Source organism: Kocuria aegyptia (assembly GCF_039530085.1).
GTDB classification, from domain to species: Bacteria; Actinomycetota; Actinomycetes; order Actinomycetales; family Micrococcaceae; genus Kocuria; species Kocuria aegyptia.
Genome location: NZ_BAAAOA010000046.1, coordinates 538,424 through 564,142 on the forward strand (window position 1 = coordinate 538,424; position 25,719 = coordinate 564,142).

Annotated in this window: 24 protein-coding genes; 10 read left to right on the forward strand and 14 right to left on the reverse strand. The window is 72.3% G+C overall.

Annotated elements, in window-relative coordinates:
- Window positions 1-14: 14 nt before the first annotated feature.
- The 4 genes from ABD220_RS16790 to ABD220_RS16805 all read right to left on the reverse strand — a co-directional run bounded on the left by ABD220_RS16790 (window position 15) and on the right by ABD220_RS16805 (window position 5,333).
- A complete protein-coding gene (locus ABD220_RS16790; RefSeq protein ID WP_344124543.1) occupies window positions 15-1,700 on the reverse strand; it encodes a ribonuclease J in 1,686 nt (561 codons plus the stop codon).
- A gap of 196 nt (window positions 1,701-1,896) precedes the next feature.
- Entirely contained in the window at window positions 1,897-2,778 is an 882-nt protein-coding gene (locus tag ABD220_RS16795; protein WP_344124544.1) for a ribonuclease Z, read from the reverse strand.
- 109 nt (window positions 2,779-2,887) lie between these two features.
- Window positions 2,888-3,859 (reverse strand): CapA family protein, encoded by a 972-nt coding sequence (locus tag ABD220_RS16800; protein WP_344124546.1) that lies wholly within the window; start codon window positions 3,857-3,859, stop codon window positions 2,888-2,890.
- Between the two features lie 127 nt (window positions 3,860-3,986).
- On the reverse strand, window positions 3,987-5,333 hold the full coding sequence (locus tag ABD220_RS16805) for an MFS transporter (protein ID WP_344124548.1): 1,347 nt from the start codon (window positions 5,331-5,333) through the stop codon (window positions 3,987-3,989).
- 327 nt (window positions 5,334-5,660) lie between these two features.
- On the opposite strand from ABD220_RS16805, the gene ABD220_RS16810 reads away from it, so the two are divergent.
- From ABD220_RS16810 to ABD220_RS16840, 7 genes are all read left to right on the forward strand, one after another.
- Window positions 5,661-6,326 (forward strand): GntR family transcriptional regulator, encoded by a 666-nt coding sequence (locus ABD220_RS16810; protein ID WP_344124550.1) that lies wholly within the window; start codon window positions 5,661-5,663, stop codon window positions 6,324-6,326.
- A gap of 180 nt (window positions 6,327-6,506) precedes the next feature.
- A complete protein-coding gene (locus ABD220_RS16815) occupies window positions 6,507-6,758 on the forward strand; it encodes a hypothetical protein (protein WP_344124552.1) in 252 nt (83 codons plus the stop codon).
- A gap of 45 nt (window positions 6,759-6,803) precedes the next feature.
- Window positions 6,804-8,213, forward strand: a complete 1,410-nt coding sequence (hglS, locus tag ABD220_RS16820; protein WP_344124554.1) for a 2-oxoadipate dioxygenase/decarboxylase — start codon at window positions 6,804-6,806, stop codon at window positions 8,211-8,213.
- An 89-nt stretch (window positions 8,214-8,302) separates the two neighbouring features.
- Window positions 8,303-9,829, forward strand: coding sequence for an L-piperidine-6-carboxylate dehydrogenase (gene amaB / locus ABD220_RS16825; RefSeq protein ID WP_344124555.1), 1,527 nt, complete (start codon window positions 8,303-8,305; stop codon window positions 9,827-9,829).
- Window positions 9,830-10,046: 217 nt separating this feature from the next.
- Window positions 10,047-10,622: a hemerythrin domain-containing protein gene (locus ABD220_RS16830; RefSeq protein ID WP_344124556.1), complete on the forward strand. Its 576-nt coding sequence runs from the start codon at window positions 10,047-10,049 to the stop codon at window positions 10,620-10,622.
- Between the two features lie 251 nt (window positions 10,623-10,873).
- Complete coding sequence (gene clpB / locus ABD220_RS16835) at window positions 10,874-13,489, forward strand: ATP-dependent chaperone ClpB (RefSeq protein ID WP_344124557.1); 2,616 nt, start codon at window positions 10,874-10,876, stop codon at window positions 13,487-13,489.
- Window positions 13,490-13,771: 282 nt separating this feature from the next.
- Complete coding sequence (locus ABD220_RS16840; RefSeq protein WP_062735120.1) at window positions 13,772-13,996, forward strand: DUF3073 domain-containing protein; 225 nt, start codon at window positions 13,772-13,774, stop codon at window positions 13,994-13,996.
- 146 nt (window positions 13,997-14,142) lie between these two features.
- Here the strand turns inward: ABD220_RS16840 and purM are convergent, their stop codons facing one another.
- From purM to ABD220_RS16870, 6 genes are all read right to left on the reverse strand, one after another.
- Window positions 14,143-15,300, reverse strand: coding sequence for a phosphoribosylformylglycinamidine cyclo-ligase (gene purM, locus ABD220_RS16845; protein ID WP_344124560.1), 1,158 nt, complete (start codon window positions 15,298-15,300; stop codon window positions 14,143-14,145).
- 1 nt (window position 15,301) lies between these two features.
- Window positions 15,302-17,095, reverse strand: coding sequence for an amidophosphoribosyltransferase (purF, locus tag ABD220_RS16850; protein WP_344124562.1), 1,794 nt, complete (start codon window positions 17,093-17,095; stop codon window positions 15,302-15,304).
- A 16-nt stretch (window positions 17,096-17,111) separates the two neighbouring features.
- Complete coding sequence (locus ABD220_RS16855; protein ID WP_344124563.1) at window positions 17,112-17,528, reverse strand: hypothetical protein; 417 nt, start codon at window positions 17,526-17,528, stop codon at window positions 17,112-17,114.
- 10 nt (window positions 17,529-17,538) lie between these two features.
- Complete coding sequence (locus ABD220_RS16860) at window positions 17,539-17,904, reverse strand: sterol carrier family protein (protein ID WP_344124565.1); 366 nt, start codon at window positions 17,902-17,904, stop codon at window positions 17,539-17,541.
- Window positions 17,905-17,907: 3 nt separating this feature from the next.
- Entirely contained in the window at window positions 17,908-18,939 is a 1,032-nt protein-coding gene (locus ABD220_RS16865; protein WP_344124568.1) for an asparaginase, read from the reverse strand.
- A 66-nt stretch (window positions 18,940-19,005) separates the two neighbouring features.
- Window positions 19,006-19,308: a hypothetical protein gene (locus ABD220_RS16870; protein ID WP_344124570.1), complete on the reverse strand. Its 303-nt coding sequence runs from the start codon at window positions 19,306-19,308 to the stop codon at window positions 19,006-19,008.
- Window positions 19,309-19,475: 167 nt separating this feature from the next.
- Here ABD220_RS16870 and purD point away from each other — a divergent pair, with 167 nt between their 5' ends.
- Entirely contained in the window at window positions 19,476-20,798 is a 1,323-nt protein-coding gene (purD, locus tag ABD220_RS16875; protein ID WP_344124572.1) for a phosphoribosylamine--glycine ligase, read from the forward strand.
- Window positions 20,795-21,775 carry a phosphoribosylaminoimidazolesuccinocarboxamide synthase gene (locus ABD220_RS16880; RefSeq protein ID WP_344124574.1) on the forward strand — a complete coding sequence of 327 codons (981 nt, stop codon included), beginning with the start codon at window positions 20,795-20,797 and terminating at the stop codon, window positions 21,773-21,775. Before purD ends, ABD220_RS16880 begins: the two co-directional genes overlap by 4 nt.
- Window positions 21,776-21,920: 145 nt before the next feature.
- Here the strand turns inward: ABD220_RS16880 and ABD220_RS16885 are convergent, their stop codons facing one another.
- The 3 genes from ABD220_RS16885 to ABD220_RS16895 all read right to left on the reverse strand — a co-directional run bounded on the left by ABD220_RS16885 (window position 21,921) and on the right by ABD220_RS16895 (window position 23,644).
- The gene (locus ABD220_RS16885) at window positions 21,921-22,262 is read right to left on the reverse strand and encodes an MGMT family protein (RefSeq protein ID WP_344124576.1); all 342 of its coding nucleotides are present in this window, start codon (window positions 22,260-22,262) and stop codon (window positions 21,921-21,923) included.
- Window positions 22,259-23,401: a sensor histidine kinase gene (locus tag ABD220_RS16890; protein ID WP_344124578.1), complete on the reverse strand. Its 1,143-nt coding sequence runs from the start codon at window positions 23,399-23,401 to the stop codon at window positions 22,259-22,261. The genes ABD220_RS16885 and ABD220_RS16890 overlap by 4 nt, the downstream gene beginning before the upstream one ends.
- A gap of 111 nt (window positions 23,402-23,512) precedes the next feature.
- Window positions 23,513-23,644: a hypothetical protein gene (locus ABD220_RS16895; RefSeq protein WP_017832565.1), complete on the reverse strand. Its 132-nt coding sequence runs from the start codon at window positions 23,642-23,644 to the stop codon at window positions 23,513-23,515.
- A 216-nt stretch (window positions 23,645-23,860) separates the two neighbouring features.
- On the opposite strand from ABD220_RS16895, the gene ABD220_RS16900 reads away from it, so the two are divergent.
- Window positions 23,861-24,544: a response regulator transcription factor gene (locus ABD220_RS16900; RefSeq protein WP_344124582.1), complete on the forward strand. Its 684-nt coding sequence runs from the start codon at window positions 23,861-23,863 to the stop codon at window positions 24,542-24,544.
- 393 nt (window positions 24,545-24,937) lie between these two features.
- On the opposite strand, the gene ABD220_RS16905 is transcribed toward ABD220_RS16900, so the two are convergent.
- Window positions 24,938-25,657: a FadR/GntR family transcriptional regulator gene (locus tag ABD220_RS16905; RefSeq protein ID WP_344124794.1), complete on the reverse strand. Its 720-nt coding sequence runs from the start codon at window positions 25,655-25,657 to the stop codon at window positions 24,938-24,940.
- Window positions 25,658-25,719 lie beyond the last annotated feature (62 nt).

The window sequence follows — 25,719 nt, forward strand, 5'->3', positions numbered from 1 at the left end:
GCAGTCCCTGCGGCTCAGGCGTCGATGACGACGACCGTGACCAGCGGGGCCCGCCGGTAGGCACGCTCGAGATGGCGGGAGACGGTCTCGGCGATGATCGACTCCAGCTTGTCCAGATCCGCGACCTTGGCGGTGGCCGGGCGCGCCAGGGCGTTGGCCACCTTGTCGGCGGCCCCGTCGAAGATGTGCTCGTCGTGGACGAAGCCCTTGGCGATGAACTCCAGCGGCTCGGCCAGGGCGTTGGTGTCGGCGTCGACGATGGCCACGACCGTGACCACCCCGCCCTCCTGCAGCAGCCGGCGCTCCACGAGGGTCTCCTCGGTGACCTTGCCCACGGTGTGGCCGTCCACGTAGACCAGCCCGGCCTCGACCTGGCCCGAGATCCTCGCCCGGCCCTCGACGAGGTCGATGGTGGTCCCGTCCTTGCCGATGAGCACGTTCTCCGGATCCACCCCGGTGCGCACGGCCAGCTCGGCGTTGGCGTGCAGGTGCTTGGCCTCCCCGTGCACGGGCAGGACATGGGTGGGACGCACGATGTTGTAGCAGTAGACCAGCTCCCCGGCCGAGGCGTGGCCCGAGACGTGGACCTTCGCGTTGCCCTTGTGCACCACCTTCACCCCGAGGTCGGTGAGCTTGTTGATGATCCCGTAGATCGCGTTCTCGTTGCCCGGGATCAGCGAGCTCGCCATGAGCACCGTGTCCCCGGGGTTGAGCTGGATCTGGTGGGTCTCGTTGGCCATCCGCGAGAGCGCGGCCAACGGCTCGCCCTGGGACCCGGTGCACACCAGGGTGACCTTCGCATCGGGCATGGAGGCCAGCTTCTTGAAGTCGACCACCAGTCCGCGCGGGATCTTCAGGTAGCCCAGGTCCCGGGCGATGCCCATGTTCTTGACCATGGACCGGCCCACGAAGGCGACCTTGCGCCCGTGGGCGTGGGCGGCGTCGAGGACCTGCTGGATCCGGTGGACGTGGCTGGCGAAGCTGGAGACGATGATCCGCTTCGGCGCGGTGGCGAAGACCTGGTTGATCGCCGGGGTCAGCTCCTGCTCGGAGGTGGTGAAGCCGGGGACCTCGGCGTTGGTGGAGTCGGTGAGGAACAGGTCCACCCCCTCGTCGCCCAGGCGCGCGAAGTGGCGAAGGTCGGTGATCCGGTCGTCCAGCGGGAACTGGTCCATCCGGAAGTCCCCGGTGTGCAGCACCAGCCCGGCGTCGGTGCGGATCGCCACGGCCAGGCTGTCCGGGATCGAGTGGTTGACCGCGACGAACTCGCACTCGAACGGGCCGGCCTTGTGCCGGTCACCGGCCTCGACGTGGACGGTCTTCGGGGTGATCCGGTGCTCGGTGAGCTTGGCGGTGATGAACGCCAGGGTCAGCTCGGAGCCGATCAGCGGGATGTCCGGGCGCTCCTTGAGCAGGTAGGGCACGCCCCCGATGTGGTCCTCGTGGCCGTGGGTGAGCACGATCCCGACGATGTCGCCCAACCGGTCCCGGATGGAGGTGAAGTCGGGCAGGATCACGTCGATGCCCGGCTGGTGCTCCTCCGGGAACAGCACGCCGCAGTCGACGACGAGCAGCTTGCCGGCGTGCTCGAAGACGGTCATGTTCCGTCCGATCTCGCCCAGACCGCCCAGCGGGGTGATCCGCAGGCCCCCGGAGGGCAGCGAGGGCGGGGACTTGCGCTTGCGGGTGGAATTGGTCAAAGGATTCCGCTTTCGTCGTGGGGTGGATCGAGGTCTCGCGGACGGCTCACCTCGAGCCGTGGCCGCGTGCGGGGCCGGATTGCCCCGAGAAGTCTGGGACAACTCTAACGTCGGGTCAGGGTCGCGGGAGACCGCGGGGCGGCGCGGGAGGCGGAACGGCCTGCTCCGACGGGGCCCGGCGGGAGGCCGCGGCCGATCACCGCCTGCGCGGGAAGGGGATCCGGTCGAGGTCCTCCGCGGCCACCACGGCCGCCCCGCCGGCACGGTCGCGGGCCTGTTCGGCGAGCCCGGAGACATCGGCGTACCGTGACGAGAAGTGGGTGAGGACCAGCGTGCCGACGCCCCCGGTGGCGGCCAGCGCCCCCGCCTGGCCGGCGGTGAGGTGGCGGTGCCGCGCGGCGAGGGCGGCGTCCTCGTCGGCGAACGTGGACTCGGCCACGAGCAGGCCGGCCCCGTCGGCGAGCTCCTCGGCGCCCGGGCACGGGGCCGTGTCCATGACGAGGGCGAAGCGCTGCCCCTCCCGCCGCACGCTCGCGTCCTCGAGGCGCACCTCGCCCAGCCGCCCCTCCCGCTGCAGCCGCCCGACGTCCGGACCGGCGATCCCGGCCGCCGCGAGCCGGTCCGGCAGCATCGTGCGGCCGTCGGGCTCCACCACCCGGTAGCCGTAGGTCTCCACGCGGTGGTGCAGCGGCCGCACCTCCAGGCCCGGCGCCACCGTTCCACCGCTCCCGTGCGGGTGCAGCCGCAGGTCCGTGCCCGGAGTGGCGAGGGACACGAGCGCACGGACCACGTCCTCGCCGGAGGCCGGGTAGTGCAGGTGGACCGGGTGCGGCACGCCGTCGAGGGCCATGCGCGAGAGCACGCCGGGCAGCCCGTAGCAGTGGTCGCCGTGCACGTGCGTGAGACAGATGCGGGTGATCCTGGAAGCCGCGACACCCGCACGGGTCATCTGCCGCTGCGTGCCCTCTCCCGGGTCGAAGAGCAGGCCCTCGCCGTCCCAGTGCAGCAGGTACCCGTTGTGGTTGCGGGTCCGCGTGGGGACCTGAGAGGCGGTGCCGAGGACGACGAGCTCACGCATGGCACCGAGTGTGCCATCCCTGACCGGGCCGGGCGGTGACCGCCCCCCGCCGGACGGCGGTGCGCGGCGGGAACGCCGCGACGGGCACCGGACCGGTGGACGGAGGACGTCAGCCCAGTGGGATGGCGAGGCACTGCTCGTCGTCGCGCCACGTGCACGAGGTGCCCAGCGCGGCGCTGAGCCGCTCCATCCGCCGCGCGATGGGCCGGGCCTCGACCGTGGCCGTTCTCGCCCTGAGGTCTTCGATCACCGTCGGGCGCAGGCGCAGGCGGTGGGCCCGGCCGCCGCGGATGTCGAGCAGGAAGACGAACGACTGGTCGTTGCGCTCGACAGGACGGACTGCGTAGTCGTCGACGAAGTCCCCGGCGCTGTAGACCACCGGCCGGCCGCGGTGCACCTCGATGCCGCGGAAGACGTGCGCGGAGTGGCCGAAGACCACGTCCGCCCCGGCCTCCACCAGCGCGTGGGCGAACATGCGGTGGTCCCGTGGCACCTCGGTGCCCCAATTGGGCCCCCAGTGGGCGGAGACGACGAGGAGGCCGGTGCGCTCCCGGGTCCGCCGGACGAGCTGGAGGAGGTCCCGGGCGCGCCGGTCCGCGAGGCTCACGGGCACGTGGTGGACGCCGGGGGAGCCGGGGCCCGCGGCCCAGCCCGGCTCGTTGTCCGTGAAGGCGAGAAAGCCCACCGCCGTCCCGGCCCGGGTGCAGACCGCGGGCCGCCGTGCCGACTCCGCGTCCGCGCCCGCACCGGTGTGCAGGATGCCGTGCTCCTCGAGCAGGGGGAGCATGCCCCGCAGGGCCTCGGCCCCGTGGTCCAGCACGTGGTTGTTGGCCAGCGACACGACGTCGATACCGGCGGCTTCGAGGCTCGCGACGTTCTTGCGGTCCGAGCGGAAGTGGAACCTCTTGCCGGGCCAGGGCGGGCCGTCGTCGGCGAGCACGCACTCGAGGTTCGCGAAGCGCAGGTCCGCCTGCTCGAGCAGAGGGAGCACGTCTCCCCACGGGTGGGCGGGGAGCTCATGGCGCAGCCGCTCGTCGACCAGCCGGCCGAGCATGACGTCACCGACCAGCGCGATCTGCATGAGCCGCCTCCTGTCCCGGCCCTTCCATCGTGGCCCACGGCCTGCGGGACCGACAAGAGCGCCCGACGTGGACCCTCCGCGGGAACGCCTCGGCGCCCCCTGCCCAGGAGGCAGGGGGCGCCGGCGGTCACCGGCCGAGATCGGCCCAGCTGGTCGTCCGGGAGCCGTTCACCAGGGCCGGGCGCAGGGGCGCGGGCTCCGGAAGGAGCACGAGCAGGTCGGAGACGGCCTGGGAGGCCCACGAAGGCCCGGTGCGGACGGGAGCGGTGCCGGCCCCCGCCCGGTGCAGACGGGTCGCGTGGCCCAGGACGAGCAGGCCGGCCACGGCCAGGCCCACGCCCACCCAGGCGGGGGAGCGGTAGCCCCAGCCGGCCGAGATGACGGCTCCGCCGAGGAAGGCGCCCATGGCATTGGCCAGGTTGAACGCCGCGTGGTTCATGGCGGCGGTCAGGGACGGGGCGTCCTTGGCCTCGCGCAGCAGGCGCATCTGCAGCGCGGTGCTGAAGAGGGCGCCCATGGCGCCGATCCACAGCACCCCGAGCACGGCCGCGACAGCCGAGTGGGCGAACAGGCCGAAGAAGGCCAGGGCCACCCCGGACACGGCCCCGGCGCCGAGGGCGGTCCTCTCGATGGAACGGTCCAGCAGGGGCCCGGCCAGCAGGGAGCCCGCGGTCATGCCCACCCCGTACACGGCCAGCACCCACGGCACCGCCGAGAGCCCGAGACCGCTGAGCTCGGTGAGGATCGGGGAGACGAACGTGTAGACCGCGAACATGCCGCCGAAGCCGATCGCCCCGGCCAGCAGGGTCAGGGCCACCTGGGGACGGCCCAGGGCGCGGACCTCCTGGGCGACGGAGACCCCGCCGCCGTTGCGGGTGCGGGGGACCCAGAGGGCGAGGGCCGCGATGGTGAGCAGGCCGATGACCACCACGAGCCCGTACCCGGCGCGCCAGCCCAGGCTCCCGCCGAGCACGGCCGCCAGCGGCACGCCCACGATGTTGGCGACCGTCAGGCCGAGAGCCACCCGGGCCACGGCCGTGCCGCGCCGCTCGCGCGGCACCAGGGACGAGGCCACCACCGCGGCGACCCCGAAGTAGGCGCCGTGGGGCAGGCCCGAGAGGAACCGCGCCACGTACAGCCACTCCAGGGAGGGGGCGGTCGCCGAGAGGACGTTGCCCAGGGTGAACGCCCCCATGAGCCCGAGCAGGAGCCTCTTGCGCTCCACCCGGGAGGTCAGGGACGTGATGAGCGGTGCGCCGACCACCACGCCCAGCGCATAGAGCGCGATGGCGTGCCCGGAGGCGGGGATCGAGGCGTCGAGGTCCTCGGCGATGAAGGGGAGCAGGCCCATCGAGGCGAACTCGGTGGTGCCCACGCCGAAGCCCCCGAGGGCGAGGGCGAAGAGGGCGAAGCGGATGCCGGTGCGGTCCGGGGCGTTGATCACCTGGAGCACGGCAGTGCGAGGTGCGGACATGGCAGTTCCTTCCGTGGGGAACGAGGGGATGTGGAAGGCGCGTCGTCGGGCCGAACTGGGTGAAACCTCGATGCTACGGACGAAGTCGAGGGCATCCAACGGTTTGGGCCTGTGATCTTGGACAAATCAGGGTGTATGTGATATAGCTCGCGCCCCGTTTCCTCGTGTGCCGGGATTCCACGATCCCCTGTCGTCGTCGAGCGGAGGCCCTGGGCGTGCGGGCGGGCACGATGCCCACCGAGCGGACGGGGCCGACTGCTATGTTTCCCGGGAGTCGACAGGCCCCCACCGGGGCCGCTCGGGACGAGGGCCAGGTCAGGAGGGCGGATGGGGCGCAGCCACGCGTGGGGCGACGAGCTCCGGCCCGCGGAGCTCTCCCGCTCCACGCTCAAGGACTCGACCGAGGCCCTGATCCGCCGGGCGCTGCTCAGCGGGGCCATGCGACCGGGTGAGATCTACTCCGCCAACGCCCTCGCCGCCCGTCTGGGGGTGTCCAACAGTCCCGCCCGGGAGGCCATGATGTCGCTGGCCAACAAGGGGCTGCTCGAGCTCGTGCGCAACCGCGGCTTCCGGGTGGTGGAGCTCACGGACTCCGACAAGCAGGAGGTCTACGACCTCCGCCGCCTCATCGAGGTCGAGGCGGTGCGCCGCGTGGCCGCGGCCGGCGTCACCGCCGAGCAGGCCGCGCAGCTGCGGGCGCTGACCGAACGGACCGTGGAGGCCGCCGACGCGGACGGCTTGCTGGAGTACCTCGAGGCCGACCAGCGCTTCCACGTCACGCTCGTGGACATGCTCGGCAACAGCCGGTGGACGGCGATCGTGGAGAACCTGCGGGACCAGTCCCGCATCAACGGCTCCTATCGTCTGCAGGAGCGGGGGCTGGTCCGGAGCAGCGCCGCGGAGCACAGGGGCATCGCCGAGGCCGTCGTCGCCGGGGATCCGGAGCTCGCGGCCCAGCGCATGGTGCGCCACCTGGACTACGCCCGCCCCTGAGGTGCCCGGGCCCCGCCGGGGCACGCTGCCGTGCGGTCCCGGAGCGGGCCCGGGTGGAGGCCGACGTCATCCCTTGACCCCCACCGCCGGCTCGACCATGCTCGTTATCGATAACCGATGAGCTGGAGTTGCCGGATCGATGCAGGCCCTCCCCGCGGAGCAGCGCCGAGGGAGGCCCCCGTGCCGGACCGGATCGTCTCGCTGGACCCGACCTTCGCCACCGCCCAGCCCCGGGAGTCCGGCTACGTCTGGCTGCCCGAGCCCAACGCCGCGGCCGCCGTCTGCGCCGCGCAGCTGGAGCACCCCGACCTGGAGCACCCGCACCTGGAACACCCCGATCTGGAGGGCGGATGGGCGGGCCCTCCTTCATGGACCCCCGGCGCTTCTCCGCCGACCGCGTCCGCGCCGCCGCGTCCGTGCTGCGCGAAGTGAACATCATCTGATCCGACCCACGCCCCGCCGAGAGGAACCACCACCATGACCTTCCAGCAGCTGTGGCAGCTGCGGGCCCGGTTCGCCGGCCGGCTGTCGACGATGTACGGCCAGGAGGTGCCGGCCTACACCACCCTGGTCGACGTCTCGGCCGCCGTGAACGAGGAGCACCTGGCCCGCCACGGCGCCGATGCGGAGCGCCTGGGCAGCATCGACCGGGTGACCGCCGAGCGCCACGGCGCGATCCGGGTGGGCTCCCCGCAGGAGATGAGGCAGGTCGCCCGCATCTTCGCCGCCTTCGGGATGCACCCGGTGGGCTTCTACGACCTGCGCGACGCCTCGGCGTCCTCCGTGCCGGTGATCTCCACCGCCTTCCGCCCGACCGACCCCGGAGAGCTGGCGAAGAACCCCTTCCGGGTCTTCACCTCCATGCTGGCCGCCGACGACCCCCGCTTCTTCGGCCCGGAGCTGCAGCAGCGGCTGAAGGAGTTCATCGACCACCGCATCCTCTTCCCGCAGGAGCTGCTGGACCTGGCCGACCGGGCCGCCGAGGCCGGCGGTCTGGAGGAGCCCGGGGCGGAGCGGCTGCTGGACCTGGCCACCGGGGTGTTCGAGCTCTCCGGCGAACCGGTCGACCACGCCTGGTACCGGGAGCTCGAAGCGGTCTCGGCGGTGGCCGCCGACATCGGCGGGGTGAGCGCGACCCACGTCAACCACCTCACCCCGCGGGTGCTGGACATCGACGACCTCTACGCCCGCATGGAGGCCCTCGGGATCAGCATGATCGACGAGATCCAGGGCCCACCGCGGTGGGACGGCCCGGACGTGCTGCTGCGCCAGACCTCCTTCCGCGCCCTGGCCGAGGAGCGGGTGTTCCGCTTTCAGGACGGCACCGTGGGTCCCGGTGCGCTGCGGGTGCGCTTCGGGGAGGTCGAGCAGCGCGGCATCGCCCTCACGCGCACCGGGCGCGACCTCTACGACCGGATGGTCGCCGAGACCGACCGGCGCCTGGCCGTCGGGGAGGGCGCCGGGGTCCGGGTCGACGTGGCCCGCGCCGTGTGGGAGGCGCACCTGCCCCGGACCGAGAAGGAGCTGGCCGTCCGGGGACTGGGGTACTTCACCTACACCCTCGACCGGGACGCCCTGGTCCGGGCCGGCGGGCCCGTCATCGGCCCGGACGTGGGCCTCGGGGATCTGATCGAGGCCGGCGTCGCGGTGCCGGAGCCGATCGTCTACGAGGACTTCCTGCCGCGCTCGGCCGCCGGGATCTTCCGGTCCAACCTCACCGACGAGGGCTTCCGCGACGACGCCCAGGCCGGCACCGACTACGACATCACCGTCATGTCCGACGTCGTCGGCCGTCCCGTCGCCGACCCGCACGACCTGTACCGGCGTCAGCAGGACGCGTCGGTGGCTCTGCTGCGCGAGCAGCTCGCCGCCGTCGCCGCGCGCTGAGCGCCGGACCCGCCCCGCGACCGGCACGGTGCACACCCACCGCACGATCCGAGCACCCGTCAGCACCTGTCAGCACCAGGAGGAACACCATGTCCCAGACCGTCCAGGAGACCACTCTCACCGCCGAGGTCCGCCGCGCCCTCCGGGCCTGCGGCGTCGATGCCGATGCCCTGTCCGGCGGGCTCGAGGCCCGCAGCCCCCTCACCGGCGAGGTGCTGGTCACCCTGCCCGCGACCTCCCAGGAGGACGTCACCGCGGCCGTCGGCCGAGCCGCCGAGGCGTTCCCCGCCTGGCGGGACGGCCCGGCGCCGGTGCGCGGCAACGTGGTCAAGCGGTGGGGCGAGCTGCTGACCGAGCACAAGGCGGACCTCGCCGTGCTCGTGCAGGCCGAGGCCGGCAAGATCACCTCCGAGGCCCTCGGGGAGGTCCAGGAGATGATCGACATCTGCGACTTCGCCGTCGGGCAGTCCCGCATGCTCTACGGCCGCACCATGCCCTCCGAGCGGCCCGGCCACCGGCTCATGGAGACCTGGCACCCGCTGGGGGTGGTCGGGGTCATTTCCGCCTTCAACTTTCCCGTCGCCGTCCACTCCTGGAACACCGCCCTCGCTCTGGTCTGCGGGGACACCGTGGTGTGGAAGCCCTCCGAGACGGCGCTGCTCTGCGCCCTCGGCACCGACGCGCTGCTGCGCCGTGCTGTCGAGGACTGCGGCGCCCCGGCCGGGATCCACCAGCTCGTGCTCGCCGACCGCGGCGGCGGCGAGCGCCTCGTCGACGATCCCCGGGTCGCGCTGGTCTCGGCGACCGGCTCGGTCCGGATGGGCCGCGAGGTCGCCCCGCGCGTGGCCGCCCGGTTCGGCCGGGCGCTGCTCGAGCTGGGCGGCAACAACGCCGCGATCGTCGCCCCCAGCGCCGACCTGGACCTCGCCCTGCGGGGCATCGTCTTCTCCGCCGTGGGCACGGCGGGCCAGCGCTGCACCACCCTGCGCCGGCTGATCGTGCACGAGTCCGTGGTGGACACCCTCACGGAGAGGCTGGTCCAGGCCTACGGCACGCTGAGCATCGGGGATCCGCGGGAGCCCTCGAACCTGGTGGGCCCGCTGATCGACGAGCGCAGCTTCGATGCCATGCAGCAGGCCCTGCGCGACGCCCAGGAGCAGGGCGGGACGGTCCTCACCGGCGGCAACCGGGTGCTGGCCGAGGAACACCCCGGGGCCTTCTACGTCGAGCCGGCCCTCGTGCGGATGCCCGCCCAGACCGCGGTGGTGCAGGAGGAGACGTTCGCCCCGATCCTCTACGTGCTCACCTACGCGGAGCTCGCCGAGGCCATCGGGCTGCAGAACGGCGTGCCGCAGGGGCTGTCCTCGGCGATCTTCACCAGCGACCAGCTCGAGGCCGAGCGGTTCCTCTCCTCGGCCGGCTCCGACTGCGGCATCGCCAACGTCAACATCGGGACCTCGGGAGCGGAGATCGGCGGGGCGTTCGGCGGGGAGAAGGAGACCGGCGGCGGGCGGGAGTCCGGCTCCGACTCGTGGAAGGCCTACATGCGCCAGGCCACCAACACCGTCAACTACTCCGGTGAGCTGCCCCTAGCCCAGGGCGTCACGTTCCTCTGAGCCACCGGCCCGGCCGGTCCGCGGCCTCCGGCTGCCTGCGCGCCGGGGAACGACGTCATCGGCCGGCGCGGCCTGGTCGGCGGTGTGCTCGTCGCCTAGAGTCGGAAGTGATCAGCACACTGCTGAAGGGTGGCACGGGCGCGGCGGGCGCTCAGGCGCCGGGACCTCGTCCTGCCGCCCACGGAACCGGAACCACAACCTCAAGGAGGCGCGTCCCATGACCGACACCCACGCTGCGGGGCCGGGCACGGATGTCATCGACATCCTCACCACCGACCACCGCGACATGCTCGACCTGCTGGGCCAGATCGAGGCCGCACCGGACGCCGCCCAGCGCAGGGACCTCGCCGACACCGTGATCGCCGAGGTCATGCGCCACGCCGTCGCGGAGGAGATGCACGTCTACCCCGTGATGGAGAAGCACCTGCCCGACGGCGCCGAGGAGGTCGAGCACGACAAGAAGGAGCACGACGAGCTCGTCCAGGTCATGAAGCAGGTGGAGGGCGTCGACGCCTCCGAGCCGGCGTTCATGGAGCTGATCCGCGAGATGCAGGCGCAGCTGCGCCACCACATCGAGGACGAGGAGTCCGACCAGTTCCCCAAGCTGCGGGCGCACATCCCGGCCGAGGACCTCGTGGAGCTGGGCGAGAAGGTGCAGAAGGCCAAGAAGCTGGCCCCAACCCGCCCGCACCCGAGCGCACCGCACTCGGAGCTGTTCCACAAGACCATCGGGCCCGGCGTCGGCATGGTCGACCGCCTGCGGGACAAGCTCACGGGGCGGAGCACCGGCTAGACCGGCGAGGGACCGCACGACCTGCGCCGCGCGGACCCCTGCTGGACGAGCACCTCGGAGGGCTCGCCCGGCAGGGGTCCGCGCGGTTGCTTCGGCCTCCGGGGCCGGACCGAGCAGGAATAGAACCTGTCGGCCCAGAGTTGAGTGAGATAGACTCAGGTTAGCTGAACTGTCCGGCCGCACTCGCTGGAGCGCCATGCCGGCCGTTCGTTCCTGACCGTTCCCAGACCGTCCCTCGTCAAGGAGCCGCAGTGGAGACCAAGTTCACCACCAAGTCCCAGGAGGCGCTCTCCGCCGCCTCGACCAACGCCTCGACCGCGGGCAATCCGCAGGTCGAGCCCGCCCACCTTCTCAAGGCCCTCATGGACCAGCGGGACGGCGTGGCCGTTGCCGTCCTCAAGGCCACCGGAGCCGACGTCGACGCCGTCTCGGCGCAGGCCAGCGCCGCGATCAAGGCCCTGCCCTCCGCGTCCGGGTCCTCCACGGCCCAGGCCCAGTTCAACCGGGGCGCCCTGCAGGTCATCCAGGCCGCGGAGCAGTTCGCCCAGTCCCTCGGCGACGAGTACATCTCCACCGAGCACCTCCTCTACGGCCTCGCCCAGCACGAGGGGAAGGCCGGGGACGTCCTGCGGAGCGCAGGAGCCGGCCCCGACCAGCTCAGGAGCGCCATCCCGTCCGTGCGGGGCGACCGCCGGGTGACCACCGCCAACCCCGAGGGCACGTTCCAGGCGCTCGAGAAGTTCGGCGCCGACCTGACCGCCATGGCCCGCGAGGGCAAGCTCGACCCCGTCATCGGGCGGGACTCCGAGATCCGGCGCGTGGTGCAGGTGCTGTCGCGCCGCACCAAGAACAACCCCGTGCTCATCGGCGAGCCCGGCGTCGGCAAGACCGCCGTCGTCGAGGGTCTGGCCCAGCGCATGGTCGCCGGGGACGTCCCCGAGTCGCTGCGCGGCAAGACGCTGATCTCCCTGGACCTGGGGTCCATGGTGGCCGGCGCCAAGTACCGCGGCGAGTTCGAGGAGCGGCTCAAGGCCGTGCTCGAGGAGATCAAGCAGTCCGAGGGGCAGATCGTCACCTTCATCGACGAGATCCACACCGTGGTCGGCGCCGGCGCCGCCGAGGGCTCGATGGATGCCGGGAACATGCTCAAGCCCATGCTGGCCCGCGGCGAGCTGCGCCTGATCGGGGCGACCACCCTGGACGAGTACCGCGAGAACATCGAGAAGGACGCCGCCCTGGAGCGCCGCTTCCAGCAGGTCTACGTGGGCGAGCCCTCCGTGGAGGACACCGTGGCGATCCTGCGCGGCCTCAAGGAGCGCTACGAGGCCCACCACAAGGTGCAGATCGCGGACGCCGCGCTCGTCGCGGCGGCCACCCTGTCCAACCGGTACATCCCCGGCCGGCAGCTGCCGGACAAGGCCATCGACCTGGTCGACGAGGCCGCCTCGCGGCTGCGCATGGAGATCGACTCCGCCCCGGAGGAGATCGACCAGCTGCGCCGGGCCGTCGACCGCCTGACCATGGAGGAGCTCGCGCTGGAGCGCGAGACGGACCCCGCGTCGGTCGAGCGTCTCGCCGCGCTGCGCCAGGAGCTGGCCGACAGGAAGGCGGACCTCGACGCCCTCAACGCCCGGTGGGAGGCCGAGAAGGCCGGCCTCAACCGTGTCGGCGACCTCAAGGAGCGGATCGACAACCTGCGCTCGCAGGCGGAGATGGCCCAGCGCCAGGGCGACCTCGCCGAGGCCTCCCGGCTGCTCTACGGGGAGATCCCCGCGCTGCAGAAGGAGCTCGACGCCGCCCAGGAGCAGGAGGACACCTCCGCCCCGCACGACACCATGGTCTCCGAGGAGGTCACGGCCGACGACGTCGCCGAGGTGATCTCGGCCTGGACCGGCATCCCCGCCGGGCGCATGCTCCAGGGCGAGACCGAGAAGCTGCTGCACATGGAGGAGGTGCTCGGGAAGCGGCTCATCGGCCAGCACCGGGCCGTGCAGGCCGTCGCCGACGCCGTGCGCCGCTCGCGCGCCGGCATCTCCGACCCGAACCGCCCGATCGGCTCGTTCCTGTTCCTCGGCCCCACCGGCGTGGGCAAGACCGAGCTCGCGAAGTCCCTGGCGGAGTTCCAGTTCGACGACGAGCGCGCGCTGGTGCGGATCGACATGTCCGAGTACGGGGAGAAGCACACGGTCTCCCGGCTGGTCGGCGCCCCTCCGGGCTACGTCGGCTACGAGGAGGGCGGCCAGCTCACCGAGTCCGTGCGGCGCCGCCCCTACTCGGTGATCCTGCTCGACGAGATCGAGAAGGCCCACCCGGACGTCTTCGACATCCTGCTGCAGGTGCTCGACGACGGGCGGCTCACCGACGGGCAGGGGCGCACGGTCGACTTCCGCAACGTGATCCTGATCCTCACCTCCAATCTCGGCAGCCAGTTCCTGGTGGACCAGACCATCGAGCCCGAGGCGAAGAAGCAGGCGGTGATGAACGTGGTCAACGCCTCCTTCAAGCCCGAGTTCCTCAACCGGCTCGACGACGTGATCCTGTTCGACCCGCTGTCCACGTCCGACCTGGCGAAGATCGTGGACATCCAGGTCGCCCAGCTGGCCGAGCGCCTGGGGCAGCGCCGCCTGAACCTGGTGGTCACCCCCGCGGCCACCGAGTGGCTGGGTCTCACCGGCTACGACCCGGCCTACGGGGCCCGGCCGCTGCGCCGGCTGGTGCAGCGGGAGATCGGGGACAAGCTCGCCAGGGCGATCCTCTCCGGGGCGGTCGTGGACGGCGACACGGTCCGGGTGGACGTCGACGCCGACGTGGTGGCGGACGGGCTCACCGTCACCGCCGTGTCCGAGCCGGCGCGCGCCGCGAGCTGAGCGCCGGGGGAGCCGCCCGCCGGGGGGCCGGGGTGCGCCGCGAGCAGCGGCGGGCCCCGGCCCGGCCGGCGGGCCGCCGCCGGGGAGACCCGGCGGCCCCGGACCGCGTTCGGCGAGCCTCCCGTGAGGTTGCCGACAGTCCACCGCGCCGGTCCCGGGCCGGGCGCAACGGGCTGGCAAACCATGTACCCTGGTCTCACGAACCATTCATACGACATTTCCGGGGCCGTACTCTGTGCCTGAGTGCCGCCGTCCGGACCAAGAGACAGAGGGGGTCACGCCATGGGGCGCGGCCGTCAAAAGGCTAAGGCGACACGGCAGGCGCGGGAGATGAAGTACTTCAGCCCGCAGACCGACCTCACGGCACTCCAGCGGGAACTGCGCGGCAGCGAGCAGATGCCCCCGCTGCGGGAGCCGGTCGAGGAGACCGTCGAGGAGGACGAGGACGACTACTCGGCCTACGTCGACAAGTACGCCGACGACTACGACGAGGACTACCGCCGGTAAGCACCGGGAACTCCGCTCGTCTCCACCGCACGACGCAACAAGGTGCCCGTCCAGGACGTGCACCTTCTTCGCGTGCCCGCCGACAGTGAACGCCCCGCCGACCGGCGGGGCGTTCACTGTTCCTCCGGGTTCTCCGCCCGGCCGGGTCAGCCGGTATAGGCGCCGACCATGCGCACCGCGCCGCCGTCCACGCCCTTCGCGCCCTGCACCCAGTCGGGTCCGCCGTGGTCGGCGTCCGGGTCGAGCTCGCCCACGGATCCCATGACCCACGAGGGCAGGCCGCGGGCCGTGAGATGGGCGACGGCGTCGTCGGCCACCGCTGGGTCGACGATCGCGACCATGCCCACGCCGAGGTTGAGGGTCCGCTCGAGATCGGGCAGCGGGACGTTGCCGAGCTGGCTGATCAGCTGGAAGACCGCGGGCAGCTCCCAGGTGCTGCGGTCCACCGTGGCCTCGAGCCCGGCGGGCAGCACCCGGGCGAGGTTCGCGGCGAGGCCCCCGCCGGTCACGTGGCTGAAGCCGCGGACACCGTGGCCCGTGGCCCGGTCCTGGCCGTTGACGGGGAAGGCCGCGGCGAGGTCGAGGACGTCGGCGGCGTAGACGCGGGTGGGCTCCAGCAGCTCCTCGCCCAGGGTGCGGCCGAGCTCGGAGACCTGCCGGTCCAGCGACCACCCGGCCACGTTGATGACCTTCCGGACCAGGGAGTACCCGTTGGAGTGCAGCCCGGAGGAGGCCATGCCGATGACCACGTCGCCGGAGCGCACGCGGTGCGGGCCCAGCAGCTCGTCGGCCTCGACCACGCCGGTGGCGGCCCCCGCCACGTCGTACTCGTCCGGGCGGAGCAGCCCCGGGTGCTCGGCGGTCTCCCCGCCGACCAGGGCGGTGCCGGCCTGCTCGCAGGCCGCGGCGATGCCCCGCACGATGTCCGCGATCCGCTCCGGCACCACTCGGCCCGTGGCGATGTAGTCGGTCATGTACAGGGGCTTGGCGCCCACCACGACGATGTCGTCGACGACCATGCCCACGAGGTCGAAGCCGATCGTGTCGTGCACGTCGAGGGTCTGGGCGATCGCGACCTTGGTGCCCACGCCGTCGGTCGAGGTGGCGAGGTAGGGCTTGCGGTAGGCGAGCAGCTCCGAGACGTCGAACAGTCCCGCGAACCCGCCGACCCCGCCGACCACCTGGGGGGTGTGCGTGGCCTTGACCGCGCTCTTCATGAGCTCGACGGCACGGTCTCCCGCCTCGACGTCCACGCCCGCGCTGGCGTAGGTGACGGTGCGGTTCGTGGAGGGGGGCTGGGCCATGTCAGGCGTCCTTCGCGGTCTGGGGCTGGGCGGCGTGCTCGGATCCGGGCCCGGCGGCGGGCCGGGCGGTCTCCCGGGCGGCAGGTCCGGCGGGGACCCGGTCCTCGGGCAGGATCAGGTCCTCGAGGTCGGAGTCGGGCCCCGGGTCGCACCCGGTGGAGGTCTCCTGGATGCCGGAGTCCTCGTCGGAGATGCTGGTGCGCTCGGCGGGCCGGCGGGAGACGCCGTCGTCGGCCGAGGGGTGGGTGTCGATGGACACGGCGGAGGCGTGCTCCGGCCGCTGCGCCACGGACGGCCCGCCCGGGGACCGGCGGGGGGAGGAGTCCACGGGCGTGCGGGCCTCGAAGACGTTCTTGCCGAGCTTGTCCGCGTCCGGCAGGCGGGTGGGGTAGGTGCCCGAGAAGCACGCGGTGCACAGTTCGGCGCGCTCCTGCAGGGTGGCCGCGATCATCCCGTCCTCGGAGATGTAGCCGAGGGAGTCCGCGCCCAGGGACGCCCTGATCTCCTCGACCCCGAGGCCGTTGGCGATCAGCTCCGCCCGGGAGGCGAAGTCGATGCCGTAGAAGCACGGCCACTTGATGGGCGGGGAGGAGATCCGCACGTGGATCTCGGCGGCCCCGGCCTCCCGCAGCATCCGGATGAGGGCGCGCTGGGTGTTGCCCCGCACGATCGAGTCGTCGATGACCACCAGGCGCTTGCCCGCCACCACGGACTTCAGCGGATTGAGCTTGAGCCGGATGCCGAGCTGGCGGATGGTGTCCGAGGGCTGGATGAACGTCCGCCCCACATAGGCGTTCTTGACCAGGCCGTTGCCGAACGGGATGCCGGACTCCTCGGCGTAGCCGATGGCGGCCGGGGTGCCGGACTCGGGGGTGGGCATGACGAGGTCCGCGTCGATGACGTGCTCCCGGGCGAGCCGGCGGCCCATCTCCACGCGGGACTCGTACACGGAGCGGCCATTGATGGTGGTGTCCGGGCGGGCCAGGTAGACGTACTCGAACACGCACGCGGCGCGGCGGGTCTCGGCGAAGCGCTGCGAGCGCAGGCCGTGCTCGTCGATCACCACGAACTCGCCGGGCTCGATCTCGCGGACCAGGGACGCGCCCACGATGTCCAGTGCGGCGGTCTCGGAGGCCACCACCCAGCCGCGCTCGAGCCGGCCGAGGACCAGCGGGCGGATGCCCTGCGGGTCGCGGGCGGCGTAGAGGGCGTTCTCGTCCATGAACGCGAGGCAGAAGGAGCCCACGAGCTGGGGCAGCAGGTGCATGGCGGCCTCCTCGAGGGAGCCGTGCGGGTGCTCGGCCAGCAGCGCGGTGACCAGCGCGGTGTCCGTGGTGTTGCCCTGCGCCATCTCCCCCTGGGAGGGGAACCCCGACTTGTCGATCAGCAGCTCGTACAGCTCGGCCGAGTTGGTGAGGTTGCCGTTGTGCGCCAACGCCACGGTCCCGTGCGGGGTGGCGCCGAGCGTGGGCTGGGCGTTGGCCCAGTGGGACCCGCCCGTGGTGGAGTACCGGCAGTGGCCCACGGCCAGGTGCCCGGTCAGGGTGGTGAGGGTCGCCTCGTCGAAGACCTGCGAGACGAGGCCCATGTCCTTGTACACCGCGATGCGGTGGCCGTCGCTCGCGGCGATCCCGGCGGACTCCTGGCCGCGGTGCTGCAGGGCGTAGAGGCCGTAGTAGGCCAGCTTCGCGACCTCCTCGCCGGGGGCCCACACGCCGAACACGCCGCACGCGTCCTGGGGGCCCTTCTCTCCGGGGAGCAGGTCGTGGCTGAGTTGTCCATCAGGGCGAACCACGTCGATCAGCCTTCTCTCAAGCTCGGGGGTCTGTGGTCCGGGGGGCGTCCGCCGGCGAGCCGGCGGAGGCGTCGTCGTCCACGACCTCGGTGGTGACGGCCCGGGCCCGGGCCACGGAGACCCGGTCCAGCACGAGGGCCAGCACGGCGCCGGCGGCCAGGCCCAGGACCGTGCAGACGGAGACCATGAACAGGGTCACGGCCCCCTGGGTGAACTCGGCGCTGCCCCGGCCCGTCAGCCCCACGAGCACGCCCGCGACGGCGCCCAGGATGCCGCCGAGCAGGACGAACGCCCAGATGTTCGGGGCGCGGCGCAGGGTCATCTGCTGGCTGCCGGCGGCGGCCAGCGGCACGGCGGTCCGCTTCCGGCGGCGCCGGCGCGGGACCTTCCGCGGGGACGGGCGCGCGGAGGGGGAGGAGGGAGTGGAGCTCATGTCCTCAAGGCTACCGGGGAAACAGGGGGAGGGCGTCCGCGAGATCGGTCCTTGTGCCCGAGGCCACAGCGGCGCCCGAGGCGACGGCCTCCGGCCAGGTCAGCGCCCCCGTGACGAGGTCGAGCCACGTGCGGGCGTCGGTCTCGACGACGTTGGGCGGAGTCCCGCGGGTGTGCCGGGGCCCGGCCACGCACTGGGTGACGCCGAAGGGCGGGACGCGCACCTCCACGCTGTTGCCGGGCACCCGCTCGGCGAGCTCCTCGAGGGTGTAGCGCACGGCGGTGGCCACGGTCCGGCGCGGAGTGCCGTCCGGGTCCGCGCGCCAGGCGCCCAGCGCCAGGGTCCCATCGGCGGGATCGACGCGGCGGCGGGCCACGGCCTAGTCCTGCCCGAGCGCCCGGACCAGCTCCGGCCCGAGCAGCTCCAGGAGGGGCTCCGCCACGCGGAGCCGGCCGACGGGGCGGGACCCTCCCATGATCGGGCGCACCACCCGCCCGATCACCGCGGCGGCCGCCGCGGCGGGCACGGCCCCGGCGTGGGCGAGCAGGCTGAGGCCGATGAGCGCGTTGGCGCGGGAGCCGCCGTCGAGGACCTTGAGCGCCACCGACCACCCGGTGCGGGTGCCGAGCGCGAGCACGCCCTCCGCCCCGAGCTTCGCCACGACGTCCAGCTCCTCCATGACCACGGTGTTGTACCTGCCCGGCCCGTGCACGAGTTCCGGGTAGTCGAGCATGCACTGGGAGACCGTGGCGGCGCGGGCGTCGGCGTCGAGGTTGCCCGCGGCCCGGCCCAGGGTCGAGTACGCCCGGGCGAGGCCGGTCAGGGAGATCGCCGCGAGGGGGGCGCCGCAGCCGTCCACGCCCACGTGGGCCACGCGCTCGCCCGAGAACTCCTCGACGGTCTCCAGTACGGTCCGCTGCAGGGGGTGCGCCGGGTCCAGGTAGCTGTCCGTGGGCCAGTCGTTCTCGGTGCACGCCCACAGGAACGCGGCGTGCTTGCCGGAGCAGTTCATGCAGATCCGGGCCTTGCCGCGCCCGGTCCGCACGAGTTCCGTGCGGACCTCCTCGTCCTCGGGCCAGTCCGGCGGGCACTGCAGCGCGTCCTCGGTCAGCCCCGCGGCCCCGAGGATCGAGCTCACCGCGTCGAGCTGCTCGAAGGAGCCGATGTGGGACGCGGAGGCGATGGCGACCTGGGCCCCGCGCAGCGGGACCCCGGCCTTCATTGCGGCGATGGTCTGGAACGGCTTGAGGGTGGAACGGGGGAAGATCGGGGTGCCGATGTCGCCCAGCTCCACCGCCACGGCCCCGTCCGGGTCCAGGACCACGGCGGAGCCGCGGTGGCGGGACTCGACGAAACCGCTGCGCTCGAGCACGGCGAGATCCACGGCACGGTCCGAGGTGAAGGTCTGCATCGCCCCAGTATGTCAGCGGCGCCCCGCGCCTCCTCGACGGGGCCGGGGCGCCGCGCCGACGTCCGCTCAGCCGCCGGTGTCCGTGCCGCCCGTGTCCCCCTCGGGGACCGTGCCGTCCGCGCCGGTGGTGGCATCGTCACCGGTGCCGGCCCCGCTGTTGGTGGTGGCGCCGGTGGTGGCGCCGTCGGTGGCGCCTCCGCCCATGCCGGCGCCGTCGGTGGGCTCGGTCGTCGCACCATCCTCCATCGGCGCGGTCGTCCCGGCGGGGGCCTCCGGGGTCTCCTCCGTTCCGGTGTTGTCGCAGCCGGCCAGGAACAGGCCCAGGACGGCGGCGGCCGAAGCTGCAGTGACTCGTCTCGATGTGCTCATGCCTCAACGGTAGGCACGGTGACCCCGCCACATGGGAGGATGTCGGACCATGTCGTCGTCCCCCGGAATTCGAAGGACATGCTCAGGTTGCTTACCTATGCTGGACCGTTGGGGCCGAGGCGTGGGACGATGTGCCACTTCCCGCTGCCGCCAACTAGCCTGAGGGCGTGAAGGTTCTGGTACTGGGCCCCGGAGGCCGTGAACACGCAATCATCCGCGCACTGCTGGCAGATCCCGAGGTCGAGCAGGTGCACTGCGCGCCGGGCAACGCCGGTATCGCCCAGCTCGTCCCGGTGCACGCCGTGGACGCCGACGACCCCGCCGCGGCCACCGCGCTGGCGCGCGAGCTCGGAGTGGATCTCGTGGTCGTGGGTCCCGAGGCCCCGCTCGTGGCCGGGGTGGCCGACGCCCTGCGCGAGGCCGGCTTCCTCGTCTTCGGCCCCTCCCGGGCCGCGGCCCGGCTCGAGGGCTCCAAGGCGTTCGCCAAGGAGGTCATGGCCTCCGCCGGGGTGCCCACCGCGATGGCGCGGGTCGCCACCACGGAGGAGGAGGCCGCGGACGCCCTCGACACCTTCGGTGCGCCCTACGTGGTCAAGGACGACGGGCTCGCCGCCGGCAAGGGCGTGGTCGTCACCTCCGACCGCGCGGCCGCGCTCGAGCACGCCGCCGCGTGCTTCGCCGCGGGCGGGAGCGTGGTGGTCGAGGAGTTCCTCGACGGGCCCGAGGTGTCCCTGTTCGTGCTCACCGACGGCTCCCGGGTGATCCCGCTGAGCCCCGCCCAGGACTTCAAGCGGATCCACGACGAGGACGAGGGCCCCAACACCGGCGGAATGGGCGCCTACACGCCGCTGCCGTGGCTGCCGCAGGGCTTCGTGGACGAGGTCGTGGAGCGCGTGGCCCGCCCCACGGTCGACGAGATGCGGCGCCGGGGCACCCCGTTCGTGGGCGTGCTGTACTGCGGGCTGGCCGTGACGACCCGCGGTCTGCGGGTCATCGAGTTCAACGCCCGCTTCGGGGACCCCGAGACCCAGGCCGTGCTCGCCCGGCTCACCACCCCGCTCGGGCGGCTGCTGCACGACGCCGCGGCCGGGCGCCTCGACGAGGCCGAGCGGCTGCGCTGGCGGCCCGAGACGGCCGTCGCCGTCGTCGTCGCCGCGCAGGACTACCCGGACAGCCCCCGGAAGGGCGACCCGATCGGCGGGCTGGCGGACGCCGAGGCGCTCGAGGGCGTGCACGTGGTCCACGCCGGCACCGCGGTGGCGCGCGAGGGCGAGCACGCCGGGCGGATCGTCTCCGCCGGTGGGCGGGTGCTCGCCGTCGTCGCCCTCGGGGCCGACCTCGACGACGCCCGCGAGCGGGCCTACCGGGGGGTGGGGCTCGTGGCGCTCGAGGGCTCGCAGCACCGCACCGACATCGCGCTGAAGGCCGCCCGCGGCCTGGTCACCGTGCCCGGCGCCTCCGATCCCCGTCCCCGTCAGGAGCAGGCATGAGCGAGCAGGGCACCGTCAGCACCCCTCCCGAGATCCCCGGGTGGAGGCACATCTACTCCGGCAAGGTCCGGGAGCTCTACGTCCCCGACGAGTCGCGGCTGCGCGCCACGGGCGTGGCCATCTACGACGACGCCGAGTACCGGGCCGGCTCGGTCCTGGTGCTGGCCACCGACCGGATCAGCGCCTTCGACGAGATCCTCCCCACGGAGATCCCGGACAAGGGCAAGATCCTGACGCAGCTGTCCCTGTGGTGGTTCGAGCAGCTCGCGGGCGTGCCCAACCACGTCCTGTCGACCGACGTGCACGAGTCCGTCCGCGGGCGGGCCGTCGTCTGCAAGAACCTCTCGATGTTCCCGGTCGAGTGCATCGCCCGCGGCTACCTGACCGGCTCCGGGCTCAAGGACTACCAGGAGGCCGGCGAGGTCTGTGGGATCGAGCTTCCCCCGGGTCTCGTGGACGGTTCCCGGCTCGCCGAGCCGATCTTCACCCCGACCGGCAAGGCGGAGGTGGGCGAGCACGACCTGCCCATCACCTTCCAGGAGATGGCCGACGGGGTCGGCCACGCGGTGGCGGACCGGTTGCGCGAGCTGACCCTGGAGATCTACGCCGCCGCCGAGAGGATCGCCCGCGAGCGCGGGATCATCGTGGCGGACACCAAGGTGGAGTTCGGCCTGGACTCCTACCGGGGGGCGATCACCCTCGGGGACGAGGTGCTCACCCCCGACTCCTCCCGCTTCTGGGACGCGGAGACCTACCGGCCGGGCAAGGCCCAGCCCTCGTTCGACAAGCAGTACGTGCGGGACTGGCTGCGCTCGGACGAGTCCGGCTGGAACGGGACCGGCCCCGTGCCCCCGCTGCCGGAACAGGTGGTGGAACGGACCCGCGCGCGCTACGTCGAGGCGTTCGAGCGGCTCACCGGGCGGACCTTCGACCCGGACGGCAACTTCCTCGAGGTGGCGGGCCCGCTCGAGTACTGAGCCCGGGCGCCGGGCCCGGACCCCGGCTCCGGATGCCGCGGGACACTGCGCCGGAGCACGGCACGGGTGCACCGCAGGGTGTGCGGAGCAGGTGGTCTGAGCGGGTGGGCGGAGCGGGTCGGCCGAGCAGGTGGGCGGAGCGGCGTCAGGCGCCGGGGGAGTCCGGGGTCCACAGCGCACGGTCCATGTCCACGCGCACGAGGTGCCGGTCGTCCTCCCTCAGGGGCGTGCCCTCCTCGCGGTACCGTTCCCGGGCCTCGGCCTGGAGATGGTCCGCGAGGGTGCCCTGCACGGTGACCACGCGCCACCAGGGGAGCGTCTCGCCGGTGGGGTTGCGCGCCATGACCGTGCCCACCACGCGCGGGGAACGGCACTCCGCCAATTCCGCGACGTCCCGGTAGGACAGCACCCGGCCCGGGGGGATGGTGGCCACGACGTCGGTCACGCGCCGGGCCAGGCCGGTGTCCGGCGCGGCCCGGTGGCTCACAGCGCTTCCCGCCCGTCCACGGGCAGGCACACGTCGAGGAGCCACTTCCCGTCCTGCGGCCCGCTCTCGGCGCGGCCGCCCAGCAGCGACACGCGCTCCGCGATGCCGCGCAGGCCGAGTCCCGAGGACATCTCCGCCGAGGAGGCGTCCGTGCGCTGGGTGCTGCGCGGCAGGGGGTTCGCCACGCGCAGGCGCAGCTCGTGGTCGTCCGCCGTCACCTCGATCCGGCATCGCGACCCGGTCGGGGCGTACTTGATGATGTTGGTGACCGCCTCCTGCAGGATGCGGGCGGCGGTGCCGCGCACGGTCGTGGGCATGGCCTCGAGGTCGCCCGTGATGACCACCGCCGGGTCGAAGCGCAGGTCCCGCAGGCTCGCCGCGAGGGACGTGACCACGTGCTCCAGGCTGCCGATGGACAGGCCGGCGCCCGTGACGTCCCGGGGGTGCTCGCCCTCGTTCTCGTTGCGTAGCAGGCGCAGCAGCACCCGCAGCTCGTGCAGTGCCGAGCGGGCGGCGCCCTCCACGGTCTCGAGGACCTGGTGCAGCTCGCCGACGTCCCCGGAGCGGCGCCGGCTCATGGTCTGCATCGTGATGAGGGTGAGCTCGTGGGCGACGACGTCGTGCAGGTCCCGGGCCAGTGCCTGCCGCTCGTCCTCCCGCAGCCGCACATTGAGGATCTCGAGGTCCCGGACCCGCTGTTCACTGCGTCGGCGCTGCTGACCGAAGTAGCGCACGCCCCCTCCGACGAGGGTCACCACGAGCAAAGGGATGAGCAGATTCCAGAAGATGATCCCGTCGAAGCCTCCCTCTCGGAGGGAGGCGGCCGCAATGATCCAGGCGAAGTAGACCAGGAGGTGAACTTTGATGAACCGGTCCGTCGCGGTGGCCAGCACGGACACCGTGACCACAGCGGCGGCGATGATCGCCGCCCCGTAGTCGTGAAGGATCAGCGACGTGATCAGACAGGAGATCGACGCCAGGGATGCCCAGGTGGACCGCCATGCGACGAGGCCGATGACGGCGTAGGACAGAACGCTGTCCACGGCGAACATGATCTCCAGGGGCGCGGAGCCACGGAAGTCACTGACGAGATGTCGCAGCTCGTCCATCATGGTCAGGAGCGCAAAAAGGACGAGCACCGCGGACAGCCACCAAGCAAGAGGCTCGGCGTGGAAGAACGAAGTCTTCCCGGCTGTGCGCGGTGCGCCTTCTAACGATGCAGTTACATTAGCCACACCTGCAGTGATACCTCATCGGCAGATCGCGGGCCACCAGCCGCACACGACGTAACGCGGCGCGGCGTTCGCGGGGGCGATGGGAACGGCCACCAGGGTAGCGGCAACGAGCGTGGCGGCAATGGCGCTGTGGATCTTCTTCTTCATGGGGGGCTCCTTGGATCACGAGAGCAGCACCGGATCGGGGGGTGGCGGCCGGGGTGGGGGAGAGATCTCCCGGTCACTAGGGGTGTGCTGCCCTGGTTGGTTCCATTTTGCCAACGTTAACCGAAGTCACCTATCGACCTTTGTCCAGACCATTTGTGACTTTTGTCGAATATGACGTGTTGCACTTTGGGGGACATCGAAAAATAGACTGTGCAGGTGACTGAATGCAGAGTGCTTGTCGTGGACGACCAGCCGTTGATGCTGGAGGCCCTGAAGTCCTTCTTCTCGGCCGAGCCCGGGTTCGAGGTCATCGGCACCGCGTCCAACGGGCGGGAGGCTGTCGACCGATGTCTGGCGATCGATCCGGACGTCGTGCTGATGGACATGAAGATGCCCGTGATGGACGGCATCGAGGCCACCCGGGAGATCACCTCGCGCAGTCCGCGGTCCAAGGTGCTGGCCCTCACGACGTTCTCCACGCTGGAGTTCGTGGTGCCGGCCCTGCGTGCCGGTGCGGCCGGCTACCTGGTCAAGGACGCCCGGCCCGAAGAGATCATCGACGCCGTGCACCAGGTGCTCAACAACGAGATCGCCCTCTCCCCGGCCATCGCCCGCGCGCTCGCGGACAACGTCATCTCCGTCCCGGACCAGCAGCAGCCGGCACGGTCGGCGGACAACATCCTGCGCTCCCTGCTGACCGACCGGGAGATGGAGACCGTGACACTTCTGGCGCAGGGGCTGAGCAACCGGGAGATCGCCGAGCAGATGCACGTCTCCGAGGGCAGCGTGAAGGCCTACCTGGGGCGGGTCTGTGAGAAGTTCGGCGTCCGCGACCGGGTGCAGGCGCTCATCAAGGCCTACCAGAGCGGGCTCGTCGACCCGCAGCTGCGCGAGCTCTGAGCAGGGCCCCCCGCCCGCGGCGCCGGGTCAGGACGGAAGTCCAGCCCACTTGTAGACGAAAGTACATTCATCTGCATTAGCAAACACGGCATGATCAGTAGTGCGAGCAGAGAAGAAAAGTCGGTGGATGAGTGAGAGACATCCCCACGGCGCACGGCCCAACCCCCCATGTGGCCGAGCACCGGACCGGATGGTCCACCGACCTGCTCACGGTAGGGGGCCGCCCCGGGACAGTCCCCCCTGGACCGGGATGCGGCCGCGCAAGGCTTGGATCACCTTGCACCCCCCCTCGGCCGATGGCCCCCTACCGTGCAACCTCTGTCCCGCAGACGTCGTGGAGCGGCCCCACCGGAATCGGTGGGGCCGCTTTCGTTCGTCTGCGGGGTCCTCCGATCAGGCCCGCGGGTCCTGCTCCTCCTGGGCGGCGGTGCTGTGACCGAAGAACCAGGTGATGTGCTCCCGCAGTGCGGCGGCCGCATCCTCCCCCCGGCGCTCCTGGAAGGCGAGCAGGATCTCCCGGTGCTGCTCCTGGAGGGTGCGGCGCACCTGCGGCCAGTCCTCGAGACCGGCGACGGTCTCCTGGACGTACCCGATCATGGCCTGGCGCAGCGAGGCCATGATCGTCTCGACCACCACGTTGCCGGCCAGGGAGGCGAGCAGGATGTGGAACTGCGCGTCGTCGGCGTGGAAGCGCTCGTCCGGCAGGGTCGGATCCTCCATGGCCGTCACGAGCTCCGCCGCTCGCTCGAGGGCGGCCGCCCGCGCCGGGGTCTCCGCCGCGGTGGCCGCCTCGCGGGCGGACTGGGTCTCGAGCAGCAGCCGGGTCTGCACGAGGTCCCGCACCGGCAGCGACCGGTTGGCCACGTGCATCCGCAGCGCCCAGCCGAGCGCGGCCGAGGGCTCCGCGATGACGATGGCCCCTGCGCTCGGCCCGGACCCGGTCGAGGAACGAACCAGACCCATGGCGTCGAGGATCCGGATCGCCTCCCGCACCGAGGCCCGGGAGATGCCGAACTCCTCGGCCAGGTGGCGCTCCCCGGGCAGCTTGTCGCCCACCGAGATCTCGCCCGAGCGCAGGCGCTCCTCGAGCCAGTCGAGGACGACGGTGTACATGCGTGCGGCTGCGGGCACGGGGGCTCCTCGTGGGTCGGACAGGACGCGGACCAGTCTAGGCA